The sequence below is a fragment of the Pseudomonas sp. LB3P25 genome (assembly GCF_054897985.1).
Window position 1 is genome coordinate 2,970,241 of record NZ_CM142711.1, and the last position, 13,606, is coordinate 2,983,846.

Annotated in this window: 12 protein-coding genes; 4 read left to right on the forward strand and 8 right to left on the reverse strand. The window is 54.2% G+C overall.

The genetic code is table 11. From position 1 onward, the window contains the following. Positions 1–6 precede the first annotated feature (6 nt). The 4 genes from ACYZTW_RS13490 to ACYZTW_RS13505 all read left to right on the forward strand — a co-directional run bounded on the left by ACYZTW_RS13490 (position 7) and on the right by ACYZTW_RS13505 (position 4,459). On the forward strand, positions 7–1,305 hold the full coding sequence (locus tag ACYZTW_RS13490) for an NAD(P)/FAD-dependent oxidoreductase (RefSeq protein ID WP_462005277.1): 1,299 nt from the start codon (positions 7–9) through the stop codon (positions 1,303–1,305). 573 nt (positions 1,306–1,878) lie between these two features. Then, positions 1,879–2,427, forward strand: a complete 549-nt coding sequence (locus tag ACYZTW_RS13495) for a cupin domain-containing protein (protein WP_007895886.1) — start codon at positions 1,879–1,881, stop codon at positions 2,425–2,427. Between the two features lie 191 nt (positions 2,428–2,618). Further along, positions 2,619–3,773 (forward strand): hypothetical protein, encoded by a 1,155-nt coding sequence (locus ACYZTW_RS13500; RefSeq protein ID WP_462005278.1) that lies wholly within the window; start codon positions 2,619–2,621, stop codon positions 3,771–3,773. 164 nt (positions 3,774–3,937) lie between these two features. Beyond that, complete coding sequence (locus ACYZTW_RS13505) at positions 3,938–4,459, forward strand: hypothetical protein (RefSeq protein ID WP_462005279.1); 522 nt, start codon at positions 3,938–3,940, stop codon at positions 4,457–4,459. A 75-nt stretch (positions 4,460–4,534) separates the two neighbouring features. On the opposite strand, the gene ACYZTW_RS13510 is transcribed toward ACYZTW_RS13505, so the two are convergent. The 8 genes from ACYZTW_RS13510 to ACYZTW_RS13545 all read right to left on the reverse strand — a co-directional run bounded on the left by ACYZTW_RS13510 (position 4,535) and on the right by ACYZTW_RS13545 (position 13,596). After that, positions 4,535–6,193 carry a P-loop ATPase, Sll1717 family gene (locus ACYZTW_RS13510; RefSeq protein ID WP_462005280.1) on the reverse strand — a complete coding sequence of 553 codons (1,659 nt, stop codon included), beginning with the start codon at positions 6,191–6,193 and terminating at the stop codon, positions 4,535–4,537. 409 nt (positions 6,194–6,602) lie between these two features. Further along, a complete protein-coding gene (locus ACYZTW_RS13515; protein WP_462005281.1) occupies positions 6,603–6,896 on the reverse strand; it encodes a fructose-bisphosphate aldolase in 294 nt (97 codons plus the stop codon). Positions 6,897–7,461: 565 nt separating this feature from the next. Continuing rightward, a complete protein-coding gene (locus ACYZTW_RS13520; protein ID WP_462005282.1) occupies positions 7,462–7,680 on the reverse strand; it encodes a PLD nuclease N-terminal domain-containing protein in 219 nt (72 codons plus the stop codon). Between the two features lie 193 nt (positions 7,681–7,873). After that, positions 7,874–9,289, reverse strand: a complete 1,416-nt coding sequence (locus ACYZTW_RS13525; protein WP_462005283.1) for a purine-cytosine permease family protein — start codon at positions 9,287–9,289, stop codon at positions 7,874–7,876. A gap of 707 nt (positions 9,290–9,996) precedes the next feature. Beyond that, positions 9,997–11,097 carry an IS110 family RNA-guided transposase gene (locus ACYZTW_RS13530; protein ID WP_462005284.1) on the reverse strand — a complete coding sequence of 367 codons (1,101 nt, stop codon included), beginning with the start codon at positions 11,095–11,097 and terminating at the stop codon, positions 9,997–9,999. Positions 11,098–11,192: 95 nt separating this feature from the next. After that, positions 11,193–12,341, reverse strand: a complete 1,149-nt coding sequence (gene argE, locus ACYZTW_RS13535; protein WP_462005285.1) for an acetylornithine deacetylase — start codon at positions 12,339–12,341, stop codon at positions 11,193–11,195. Next, entirely contained in the window at positions 12,338–13,015 is a 678-nt protein-coding gene (locus ACYZTW_RS13540; RefSeq protein WP_462005286.1) for a DUF1028 domain-containing protein, read from the reverse strand. The genes argE and ACYZTW_RS13540 overlap by 4 nt, the downstream gene beginning before the upstream one ends. Before the next feature lie 164 nt (positions 13,016–13,179). After that, on the reverse strand, positions 13,180–13,596 hold the full coding sequence (locus ACYZTW_RS13545; protein WP_415756678.1) for a RidA family protein: 417 nt from the start codon (positions 13,594–13,596) through the stop codon (positions 13,180–13,182). Positions 13,597–13,606: the final 10 nt, after the last annotated feature.

The window sequence follows — 13,606 nt, forward strand, 5'->3', positions numbered from 1 at the left end:
AAACCTATGAAACAAAGCTCTGTTAAACAAAATCATGTAAACAGCTACTACGCCGCCACCCGCCACTTCACCGGCGACTTCCCGGTGCTCGAACAAGCGGTGGACTGCGACGTCTGCGTGATCGGCGCCGGCTACACCGGATTGTCCTCGGCCCTGTTCCTCGCCGAAGCGGGCTACAGCGTGACCGTGCTCGAAGCCGCCAAAGTCGGTTTCGGCGCCAGCGGTCGCAACGGCGGCCAACTGGTCAACTCCTACAGTCGCGACGTCGATGTCATCGAAGAACGCTACGGCGACAAAACCGCCGAAGTCCTCGGCAGCATGATTTTCGAAGGCGCCGACATCATCCGTCAGCGCATACAACACTACGACATCCAGTGCGACTACCGTCCGGGCGGCATCTTCGCCGCGCTGAACAAAAAGCAACTCAAAGGCCTGGCCGAGCAGAAAAGCAGCTGGGAACGCTACGGCAACAAGAACCTGAAAATGCTCGATGCGGCCGACATCAAGCGCGAAGTCGGTTGCGACAACTACGTCGGTGGCCTGCTCGACATGCAGGGCGGCCACATTCACCCGCTGAACCTGGCCCTCGGCGAAGCCTCGGCCATCATCGGCCTGGGCGGCAAAATCTACGAACAATCGGCAGCGGTGGAAATCACCTACGGCGAACCCATTGCCGTGCGCACCGCCAAAGGCGTGGTCCGCGCCAAGTACCTGCTGATCGCCGGCAACGCCTACCTGCCGCAAGACCTCGACAACCGCGTCACGCGCAAAAGCATGCCCTGCGGTTCGCAAATCGTCGTCACCGAACCGTTGTCCGAGAAAGTCGCGCGCAGCCTGATCAAAAACAACTACTGCGTCGAAGACTGCAACTACCTGCTCGACTACTACCGCCTCACCGCGGACAACCGCTTGCTGTACGGCGGCGGCGTGGTCTACGGCGCCCGCGAACCGGACGACATCGAGCAACTGATCAAGCCGAAAATCCTCAAGACCTTCCCGCAACTCAAGGACGTGAAAATCGACTACCGCTGGACCGGCAACTTCCTGCTGACCATGTCACGCATGCCGCAATTCGGCCGCATCGAAAAAAACGCCTACTACATGCAAGGCTACAGCGGCCACGGCGTCACCTGCTCACACCTGGCCGGCAAACTGATCTCGGAAATGATCCGCGGCGACGCCGAACGCTTCGACGCCTTCGCTTCGCTCCCGCACATGCCCATGCTCGGCGGCCGCACCTTCCAGGCCCCCCTCACCGCCATGGGCGCCGCGTACTACGCGCTGCGCGACCGTTTCGGCATCTAACCCCAACGCAATCCCTGTAGGAGCCGAGCTTGCTCGCGAAGACGGCGGCACAGTCAACATTGATGTCGCCCGACACACCGCCATCGCGAGCAAGCTCGCTCCCACAGAGATCCATGGCATACACAAAATTTGTATACAACCAGAACCAAACTGTGGGAGCGAGCCTGCTCGCGAAGAGGCCATACCAGTCGCCATCAATTCCACCTGACACACCGCAACCCCTGTGGGAGCGAGCCTGCTCGCGAAGAGGCCATACCAGTCGCCATCAATTCCACCTGACACACCGCAACCCCTGTGGGAGCGAGCCTGCTCGCGAAGAGGCCATACCAGTCACTATCAATCCCAACTGACACACAGTAATCACACCTACACTTTTCACAGCCAAACCACCCGACTTCAGGCCAAAACAACCTTTTCACCCACCCATTCATCGAACCTGCTGAGCAACACCACCAAACGTGATTTAATACCCGCCTTTCAAATTTCCGGGACAGGGAAGCGGTGTTTTTCGCGGCCAAAAGTCGCCCGCCATCCACCCCCATAACCCTTAAGTATTCTTCGCATAAGGCTGTCATGGACACGGGCTCACGACTCAAATTAGTACGCGAAAGCTACAAACTGTCCCAGCGCGAGCTGGCCCGGCGTAGCGGCGTCACCAATGCCACCATCTCCCTGATCGAACAAAATCGCGTCAGTCCCTCCGTCAGCTCCCTCAAAAAACTGCTCGAAGGCATTCCTATGTCTTTGGCGGACTTCTTTACCTTCGACCAACCGCCGCGCGAGCACCAATACGTGTTCCGCGCCAATGAACAGCCGGATCTCGGCCGTCATGGCTTGCGGTTGCTGCTGATTGGGGCTTCGGTGCCGAGTCGGCAGATGCGGCTGTTGCGCGAGCAATACGCGCCTGGGGCGAGTTCGGGGGAAGAGCCGATTGTGCACTCGGAAGGGGAGGAGTGTGGGCTTGTCACTCGTGGCACGGTTGAACTGACTGTGGATGGGCAGATTAGTGTGCTGAATGCTGGGGATGGGTATTATTTTCCGACGACGCTGCCGCATCGGTTTCGGAATATTGGGGCGGATGAGGCTGAGATTATTAGTGCGAATACGCCGGCTAACTTTTGATGGGAAAGCAATAGGCAAAGTGTTCTCGTCTCTAAGCTGCAGGTGATCATTTCAAAAAGAGATAGCGACGATGAGCGTTCGGTCAGATTAGAAAAATTTGGCTGAATCTCACAGCCATATTTTGAGCTGATAGCCAAGCGATAAACGCAGAGCTAATCTGACTCCATCAGTCACATGCGTGAGCTCAATCAGTGGACGACAGCAAGAAATTAAGTATCAAGGATTTACTTAAATCTGCCGAAAAACGCCAGGTATCCACTTCTGCTGGCCCCCTGTACATCCGCCATATTACCTATGGAGACCACAAGAAGATCGGAGAAACGGGCGCTTTTGAAAGAGCTGATGAACATGAAGTGGGACGCTTGGTCGTGCAAATGTTCAGTTCCCCTAAAATGGATTCAGGAATATGGACTGGGCTTTCGAATGATGAATTTGCTGAGCTCGACAGGGAGGACATCGAGGCATTAGCAAAGGCTGGAGTCGAAGATGCAGGATATGAAAATTCCAGTGACTCGTTATCGGCGCTTGGTAAAGGGGTCATAGCCGAGAACTCGAATTTTCAGCAAATGAGTAAAAAAATCTCAGACCAGTTCCGTAGCAATTTTGAATTCCTGAAGCCTAGCGCCATCGAATCACTGACTTCCTCCGTCGCAGCGATTGACAGCGCCAGCCAGTGGTGGCGAAAAGAGTTTTCGGATAAAAAGTGGAGCAGCGTGGGAGATGCGGTGCGCGCGCAAGCGATCCACTCTCCGAGATTGCACCAGCCAAAAGCTGAGGAGATTGAGGCGCGAACAGCTCCCTTTCTAGACTTTTCCACGTCACCTCAAGCTCGCGCCGCGAACGCCTCAGAAAAAGCTGCTGAGACGCTTAGTACCGTTGCAGTACATATGGGCGACATGTTGAATCATGTCGCGTCTCTTTCTACGACGTTGGTGTCGGACGCTATTCCTCAATGGATAAAGCAGCAGGACGAAGATAAAGCAAAGGCTGAGGCTTCGCTAAAAGGTGCCGCAAAAAGCTTATGGTGGACGAAGTGGGCGGTAATCATAAGCGTAGTAACGTCAATTGGAATTGCTTTAGCTCAAGCCTATTTTACGAAAACGGATGGATCTGAAGAATCTCGACTTACTGAAAAAAGGCAAGTGGAATGGCAGAAACAAGCAGATCTGAGCCAAGAACTTTTGCGCAAACAGATATTAGAAACGCAATATTTGCGCTTGGAGTTGAAAGAACTAAACGCCAAGTTTAAAAAAAATCAAGGCGCGACGGGAAAGACTCTAAAGCGAGCACGAAGTCCGGGAAAAAAAGTGGGCGGGGAAAAGGTGGCAGGTCGAGTTAATAAATAGATCCGTCACCTTTGTTTGCCAGTCACGAGACTAATTAATACGGCAGTCGCCCTGTCTATTCGTGTCTTGTTGTCGTTGGGTAGTGGTGCGTTCTGATGTCGTTTTTCCGATTGTTCGACTCGGGGAGTTTGAGGGGTATGTTTTTTAGAAAGATTTTGTATTGCGTGAAGTCTTATCTTCCACTACTGGCTAGTTTGAGTTCTATATTGACTGTGGTGATTGCTGGTCTTGCTCTTTATGTTGCTATGGGTCAATTGAATTCTTCAGATAGCTCATCTGCCAAGGGGATATACAAGGAGTACCTGGCACTAGCATTTTCTAATCCGAAATTTTCAGCTGCGTCTTATCCGCTGGGGGATCCTGGTTTTTTAAAGTTTAAAATTGGAAGCGAGGAGTTTGAGAGGTATGAGTATTTTGTTTCGCTTCTATTGTTTTCGGCGGATGAAATTTTGTCGTTGGATCTAGATGATGAGGAAACATGGATGGTCACACTTAAAACTCAAATGCGTTACCATGCATTGTATCTAAGTAGTAGATTTTTTGATGTGTCATCATATTCTGATGCTACGAAAAAACTTATAATTTCTTCATTGAAAAGTTATGGTTCATGCCAAGCGGAATATAGTCTTGTTTTGATGCCTGTGATCGATTTCGGCGAAGAGGAATGCCCTTTCAGTTGGAGGTGAGTTTAGAAGCTAAAAAGGTGACTAAAAAGGTGGCAGATCTATTATAAATAAATAGATCTGTCACCTTTTTATCCATCAATCCAAGTCGACGGCCTCAAAAATTTCCCGTTGTTCTATTATTATGTCAAGTGAGCGGTGAAGCATTTTATGGATTTTCATATGCTCAACACGCTTTATCTCTCCGCGCGTTACCGAGGCTTGATCAACGTACGACCAAATATATGTGTCCATTGCGCCAGTTTTTACCCCGATCGCACCAATTCTATATAAACAAGAAAGCATACTGGACAAAACGTCTGCTTCTTTAACACCTTGTGTATCGTAATATTTTTTTACAGCAGTGACGCAAGGGTCACTATTTTTCTGCTCGTAAAGCGCTAACATTACCTCTTCGAGGCGAGAGTCTTTAATCAATGAACGTGTGAATGTTGCTTTGAGCCCGCGAAGAATTTCAATGGTGTCGTCGAACGACGGATAGACCTCCCCCCATTCTTCTTTGAGTGATTTTAATCTTTTTTCAGAGTATTGGGCTTCAGCTGCGAACAATGAGCGCCATGAAACTCGTTCTCTATCTGAAGCAATAACAAAGCATTCATTTACAAACTGCAAAATGTCTCGAGGCCGACGAAGAGTTCGCTCGATGATGAACTCGATTGATGTTTGCCCGCCTCCTTTACGCGCTTTAGGAAAAATATCATCAAGTATAATTTTTTGTTTTGTATATTGGCTTTTGAATACTTCATTTATACGAAGCTCTATAAGGCGCTCTAGCTCTTCAGGTGACCATCTTAACTCAAGGATATATGACTCATATTTTTCTTCTTGAAATCCAGAGTCTCTAGTCAAATCAAAAACCAGTACTAATAGGTCTTTTCGAAGGGCGGCTATGATCTTGGTTTGCTTTATCCTTCTAAATGTTTTTATTTCCTCAATTAGTGCTCTGATGAATCTGACTCTAGTTTCTGTACCTGCCCATTCTTCATCCAGTTGATCGATTAGAATGTAGAATTTTTTCTGCGGGTCATCAAATGAGTGTTCTGCCAGCAAGTCTAGTACTTCATTGAGCTTTCTAATTTGAAGGCCGTTTACGACTAAGCTAGCTCGCTGCTTTATCTCACAGCGTTCCTCATCCGAAAGTTTTTTTGCTCCATCCAAAGATAATGATACTTCGGAGTATTTTGCGCCAATACTGCTTTTAGTGTCTGTCTCAAGCTTTTTGGTTATTATTTTAAGCTGCTCGTCTGTATCTAGCCAAAATCTATCACCCCATTCGTTGAAGTACTCTAGTGCTTTTCGTTTTGTCACATCTCTACTGAATTTGCTGAATATTCCATCTAAAAAGCTCTTGCTTTCGTACTCGCTTTTTATGTCATATCTGAGCTTCAGAAACTCAACCGTCAGCACGTGTCGCCATAAAAGCTTATAAAATAAATCTAGGTTTATGTTTAGGGCGTCAAAGAATTGAATGATATCTGAGTATTCTAGGAATCTAACCGAAATGTCGTTGGGGTCAAGTTTAACAACTTTCTGTGCGCTAGATTTTATCTTATATAGGAGCGCGCTTTTTCCAGAACCTGTCCTGCCAAGTATAATAGATGCCGGAGATTCAACATCCATGAGGCGATCCAGATAGCCATTGTCTACAAAGCAGCGATTTAGTAGTTCGGAGTCTCCTTCTGCATCTAACGCTCCAATTTTTAAATTTCTGGTAATTTTTAATTTCTTTTCTTCCATGGCGCCCTCGTCAGTATCCGGATTACATGCGATTCTTATTATTGTGTTGGTTGACGATATACAGTTTTTAACGAGCGATAACGAATGAAAGCCCCCATTCTATACCGAGGCGTTTTGGCTGGAATGTGTTCTGTCAAGCCTAGGAAGCATAGCTAATGTGCGCATATTTTCCATAAAAGCTAAAAGTTTCTCTGTTTTATGAGTTTTCGCGGAGCCGTGCCCTTCGCGGAGTCATCGACGCGGTTGAGGGGCATAATGAAAAATCTGTATTAGTGCAAGCGAGTAAAAAATGGCACCAGCGACAGGGAAAATACTTATTCAATAAATCTTCGAAGCTAAAGTGAAAGTCAGCTTCAAATCAGGCAATAGAAAACCCGCATAGCGCGGGTTTCTTGCTATCGATTACCTGTTACTGCTTTTTAGGTGTGTCAAACCCACGCTGCTCAATTACCCGAAACACATCGCTCACATCCTGGACCATGATCCGGGCGATGTTGGTGACGGTGTTGATGTCGTTTTCGGCGTAGTCGGGGAGGCTGGTGCAGGCCATGAGGTTGAGGTACTTCAGGACGGCGTTGAGGCGTTCGCTGACGCAGTTGTGGAGTTCGCGGAGTGGGGCGTCGCTGTCGATGAGGAGGACGGGGTAGTCGGTGGCGAATTGGGACATGGGGGTGAAGCGGCGGGGCGGATTGTTCATAGGCATAAGGTTGAACTCTTCAAAGGAAAATGAAGCGCCACCTTTCTGCTGCGAAACAAATGGGTGGCAGCTATGTGCGGGTTCGCAGACCGGAGAAGAGATCAAAGCCGGCAGACCCGAAGGTCTCCCACACACAGCCGCCATAAAACGTAACGGCGGCAAAGTTTGCCACAGTTGTTATTTGGCGGTGTGACCACTTCTGCAGGGCTGCGAAACCCTGTCGCTAACTGCGGTCAGCGACGGGTCGAATATAGGCGGCCATTTTGGTGCTCACAACCGGGCTGTAGGACGGTTGGGCGTTTGTTGTGACAAGGCTGAATGCCACTGTTTTCGGGCTTGTCGCGGTGATTCGGGCCGTGTGGAGTGCCTTGGGAAATGGGGGGCAGGTTTTGGGGCCGCTTCGCGACCCAACGGGGATAAATCCCCTCGCCACAAAGGGTAAATTCCTACGAGATTTTCGGACGTCAGGTTTATGAAATCGGGTGGTCAGAAACAACAAAGCCCCGAATCATCGGGGCTTTGTTCTTTGTGATTGCGCAGTTCCAAAATCCTTACCGCACAGCATCCCAAGTCATTGTCTGGCCTGCGGTGAATGCGGGTTGTGATCGGTGTGTTTCGGCCCAGCCAATGCCCATGCCACGACCCCAATCAGCGGCACAAACACGATTACCACTATCCATAAGAGTTTGTTGCTCGATTTGCCTTCGGCTTTGCGCACTCTGTTGATCGCCCATAACTCGACCAGCAAAAGAATTGCTGTGAGTACGATCCATATGGTTTCGGTTTGCATGAGTCACCTCCTGATAGTCATTCAGTTAGGTGAGTCGCGGTGGGTAGGGTTCATTAAATTTCGGGGTTTTGTGGGGCGGGCGGGTAAAGCGAAAACGGGTTTGCTCGCGAAAGGTGTGACATTCGACTTGGATGTTGAATGTCATGGCCTCATCGCGATCAGGCTCGCTCCCACAGGGGGAAGGGGTTACCAGTTATAGGCTGTTGGCGAGTTTGCCGGTTGAGAGGCGGCGCTTGTAGGCGGTGTCGCGGTTGGCTAGCCAGTAGTAGAGCGGGGAGGTGATTAGGAGGCCGACCAGCCAGGACAAGTCAGCGCCGTTGATGTGTTCGGATATCGGCCCGACATACAGCGGCGTATTCATAAACGGAATCTGCACCACAATCCCGATCGCATACGCCAACAGCGCCTGCGGGTTGTAACGCCCATAAATCCCGCCATCGACCTTGAAGATCGAGTTGATGTCGTACTGACCTTTGTGAATGGCGTAGAAGTCGATCAGGTTGATCGCGGTCCACGGCACCAGCACCACGAGCAGCACCAGCACCATGTCGACGAAGTGGCCGATGAAGTTGGCGGAGGCGCCGACGGCAGCGAAGCAGCAGGCGGCGAGGACGATGACCGAGAGGACGGCGCGGCTTTTGGCGGTCGGGATCCAGCGGTGGGCGAAGGTTTGGACCAGGGTGATCAGCGACAGCACGGCGCCGTAGAGGTTGAGGGCGTTGTGGCTGATGACGCTGAGCAGGAACAGCACGAGCATCAACGGGCCGATGGAGCCGGTGGCGAGTTTGACCGCGTCCATGGTGTCCATGCCGACCGGTGTGGCGAGGACGGCGACGGCGCCGAAGATGAACGAGAGGCTGGAGCCGAGCACGGTGCCGAGGTAGGTGGTCCAGAACGTAGCGGCCACGGGCACGTTGGCCGGCAGGTAGCGCGAGTAGTCGGAGACGTAGGGCGCGAAGGCGATTTGCCAGAGTGCAGCGAGCGAGACGGTGGCGAGCACGCCTGCGATGTTGAAGCTGCCGCGGGTGAGGAAGTCGGCGGTTTGTACGTGGGTGAAGATGTAGCCGAAGCCCAGCACGATGCCGGCGCCGAGCACCCAGGTGCCGATGCGGTTGAGCACGTGGATGAAGCGGTAGCCGATGATGCCGATGATGCCCGAACCGAGGGCGCCGATGACGATGCCCACGGGCACCGGCACGCTGTCGACCACGCCGTGCAGGGATTTGCCGGCGAGGACGATGTTGGAGGCGAAGAAGCCGATGTACATGATGCCGGCGATCAGCACCACCAGCAGCGCTCCGAGCGAGCCGAACTGGGCGCGGCTCTGGATCATCTGCGGAATGCCCATCTGCGGGCCTTGCGCCGAGTGCAGCGCCATCAGCACGCCGCCGACCAGGTGACCCACGAGGATGGCGACGATGCCCCACACCAGGTTCAGGTGAAACATTTGCACGCCGAGGGCGCCGGTGACGATGGGCAACGGCGCGATGTTGCCGCCGAACCAGAGGGTGAACAGGTCTCTGGTTTTTCCGTGGCGATCTTCGGGGGGCACGTAGCCGATGGTGTGTTTTTCGATAAGCGGGGCGGAGGTTGTTGCTGCGGTAACCATGACGGACTCCAAGGCAATTTGAGTACGTGGACGTACTTCGGTGAGCGCCACGCGGGGCGACGCTTTTCTTGTTGGAGTTGATGATGTGCGGTGGGGAGTGAGAGATAAATTAGTAAGTTTGTGGGTATAGACGTTAAAAAATGTATGCCAGTGGGTAGCCGTAAAAACTGTGGGAGCGAGCCTGCTCGCGAAGGCGAATTGGCAGTCAACATAGATGTTGAATGTGAAATCGCCTTCGCGAGCAGGCTCGTTCCCACAGGGGCTTTTGGGTGTTCGAATTCCTTCGCGATTCAGGGCTTGCCGGAGAGTTAAAACACCACGCAACGTGTAGCAGCTGGCGTAGCCTGCGTTCGGCTGCGCAGCAGTCGTAAACCCTGCGTCCACGGTTTTTCTGAGGCACCGCGTCGTTGGATTTTGCGACTGCTGCGCAGCTGAACGCAGGCTACGCCAGCTGCTATGTATGGACTCGCCCCCACGTTCAACCCGCTTTTAAACACTGCTACCCGGTTGCATCTATGTATGAGGCCTGTTCGAGGAAGCCTTCAACGGCTTCTGGCCAACATTGGGTAAGCTCGCGGTATGCCGATTACAGTAAGGCCTCAAGGGCCAGTAGCAGCTTAGGCATCAATCCGCGACGGTCTGACCTGGGGTCAATGTTCTTAGCATGGGTTGGAGCGGCTTAACGCCCCGGTGGCAGAACTCTGTTATCAGTGACTCATCGCAGCCTCCTGGCCAGTGCCCGGCTGGCGACGATAAGTCTGGTCGTTTTGCAATAGCACCCAGAGGATGCGCAGGTTGCGGTTGGCCAAGCGCACCGCCGCCTCCTTGCGACCCAGGCGGGATATCCAACGCTGGAGACGTTGGTCGTCCGGCTGCTGTGAATCGGGTCGTAGCTGTCTTAAAACGGCATGGGCACCCTGGATCGTCAGACTGCGCAAGTAAGCATCGCCATGCTTGCTCATCTTGCCCAACCGGACCTTCTCGCCGCTGCTGTGCTGGCTGGGCACCAACCCGAAGTAGGCGGCGAACAAGCGGGCGTTGGCGAAGCGTTCAGGCTCGGTCTGCTTGGCCAACAACGCCGTGGCGATGATCGGACCAACGCCGCGCACCGTCATCAGCCGCTTCGCCGTCTCGTCCGCCTTCGCGGCTGTTTCCAGCCGACCAGTCAGCACGTTGACGCGTTCGCCCAGTTGACTCCATTCGCCCAGCAGTTCGGCGATCAGTTCGCGCAGCAAATCGGGCAACGGTTGGGTGGTATCTTCCAGTACCCGAGGCACGAGCTGGCTGATAGCTATTTCGCCCTGCGCCATGGCCACACCGTGTTCCAGCAGTAAACCGCGCATCTGATTGCCGACCGCAGTACGTCGCCGTACATATCCCTGCCGGGCCCTGTGCAGAGCCTGCATCGCCAGCGCCGCCGCACTCTTGAGCGGTACAGATGAGATCTTGCAATCGCGGCCTGCGCGCAAGATAGCCAATGCATCGTTGCGATCATTTTTCGGGCCGCTGCGATGATTGGCAACCAACTGGGCCGGCAGGATGCGCACTGGATTACCCTGCGTTTGCAGCAACCGCGCCCACGCCTGAGCGCCTGGCCCGGTTTCCACCAACACCGTCACGCTCACTGGTAGCTTATGAAGAAATACCTGAAAGGCCTCGCGTGACTTGATTCGATCCTCGAATATCACCTGACCGAGGGCATCCTCCCCGGCCACTTGAAAGACCCTTTTGGCAAGATCCACCGCAACTGTGGTGCATGCCGCCGCATCGGCTGACAAAGACTGGTTGATCGTCGTATGCTTTTTCATGGCCTCGCCCTCGCTGTCGTTGGCTTCTATAAGAATGCCACCGTGGCGCACAGACGCCTCGGCTTGGGCGAGTCCATTCAATTACAGGGATTGGGTTAGCAGATCGATTGCAGCATTCGATGGAGCATGGCGTCGCAGGCTGTGAGTTGTTGGAGGCTGACGAATTCGTCGGGTTTGTGGCCTTGATCCATGCTGCCGGGGCCGCAGACGACGGTGGGAATGCCTGCTGCGTCGAATAGGCCGCCCTCGGTGCCGAACGCTACCGTTCCGAACTCTCGGGAGCCGCAGAAAGCAGCAATTAATTCAGCCGCTTCGCTGTGTGCATCGGTCACTAATCCGGGGTACGCCGACAACTCGCTGAAGCGAATCTCACTCTGTTCACTCACGGCACGCATGCGCGGCAAAACCTGTTGCTTGGCGTAGGTCTTCAGTTCCTGCGCAACCTCACTCGGATCATGCGAGGGCAGGGCGCGGATTTCAAAGTCGAAGCGGCAATCGGCGGGGACGATGTTCAAGGCCTTGCCGCCGGAAATCACCCCGGTTTGCACGGTGCTAAACGGCGGATCGAAACGCGTGTCGTGATGCTCCGGTGCTTTGAGCTGGTTGCCAATCCGCCTTAGTTCACCGATCAGCTCGGCGGCATATTCAATCGCGTTGACCCCGAGCGGCGCGTACGCCGAATGGCACGCCTCACCATGAATATCGCAACGCATCGCCAGTTTGCCTTTATGGCCGAGCACCGGTTTGAGCTCGGTCGGCTCACCAATGATGCAGAGCATCGGTTTGACCGGGCGCTTTTCCAATTCCGACAGCAACGAACGCACACCGAGGCAGCCGACTTCTTCATCGTAGGACAGCGCGATGTGCACCGGCACCCGCAGCGTGGCTTTCACCAGCGACGGGACCAACGCGAGCACGCAGGCGATGTAGCCTTTCATGTCCGCCGTGCCGCGCCCGTACAGTTTGCCGTCGCGCTCGGTGAGCTCGAACGGCGCAACAGTCCACGGCTGCCCGTCGACGGGCACCACATCGGTGTGCCCCGACAGCACGATGCCCGGCCGGTCCGCCGGGCCAATGGTCGCGAACAGATTGGCCTTGCTGCGCTGCTCGTTGTAGACCAGCTCGCAAGGCACGTCGAAGCGTTCGAGGTAGTCGCGGACGAACTCGATGAGGTGCAGGTTTGATTCGCGGCTCGTGGTGTCGAACGCCACCAACGTTTTCAGCAAATCGAGGCTGTTGCTCATCGATCATCTCCGGCGACACCGTATCCGGGGGATTTGTCGGGGGCGAGGGCGCGGTCGATGTAGTCCTGAACCTGTGGGCGATAGGTGTCCCAGAGTTTCTCAAGCTGGCCGATCGGGTCGTGATCCGCCCAATCCACCCGCAGGTTGATGATCGGCCAAGTCAGCTCGCCGACCACCACCACCGCCGCCGAATGCACCGGCCCGGCTTCGCCGCCCGCCGCGATTGCCGCCTTCATGGCCGCGAGCAGGCGGTCGGTCAGTTGGCCTTCGCCATGTTCGAATGCCTCGACCATCGCTTCGATCACTGTACGGTCCGCCAGCATGTTGCCGGCAGCGACGCATTGATCGCCGGACACGGCGTTGTGGTTGCCCAGGGTTTGCGAACCGCTGAAATGCGCGGTGCGGCCGAGATGGTCAATCGCCGTGATCTGGCGATATTGGCTGTAGCCGTTGCGGGTCAGGACCTTGTCCAAAGCCTCGGCCGGTGTAAGGCCTTGTTCCATGAGGGCAAGGGCTTCCGGGCCGAGCGACGGCAAGGTGATGTTTTGCGTAGAGACGGCGCCGACACCCGGTAGCAGCCAGGGGCAACGTGCGCCGACGGCGATGCTCGAGGAACTGATCGCAATGCCGAACTGACCGGTTTCGGGGCATCGTGCTGCGATGGAGAAGGTCATGGTTTTGCTCCTTGTTTACCGTGGAGAAATGGGCGTCTGGGCGGGCGTCTTCGCGAGCAGGCTCGCTCCCACAGTTGATCTGTGTCGCTCACAAACTTTGGGTTCGCTGAAGACCTACTGTGGGAGCGAGCCTGCTCGCGAAGGCCGCGCCTCGGTAAACCTGCTTACTCAGGAATCACCGCAATCACATCAATTTCCATCAACCACTGCGGCTGCCCCAATGCCGACACCACCAGCCCGGTCGAGATCGGAAACACGCCTTTGAGCCACTTGCCGACTTCCTGATACACCGGCTCGCGGTAACGCGGATCGATCAGGTAAGTGGTGGTTTTAACGATGTGGCTCAGATCGCTGCCGGCTTCTTCCAGCAACTGTTTGACGTTGCGCATGGCTTGCTCGGTTTGCGCCCGCGGGTCGCCGAGGCCTATCAGGTTGCCTTCGAAGTCGGTACCGACCTGGCCGCGAACGTAAACGGTGTTGCCGGCCCGGACGGCTTGGCACAGGTCATTGTCCAGGCTCTGGTTCGGGTAGGTTTCTTTGGTGTTGAACATGCGAATGCGGGTATGGGTTGGCGTGGACATTTGAAGCTCC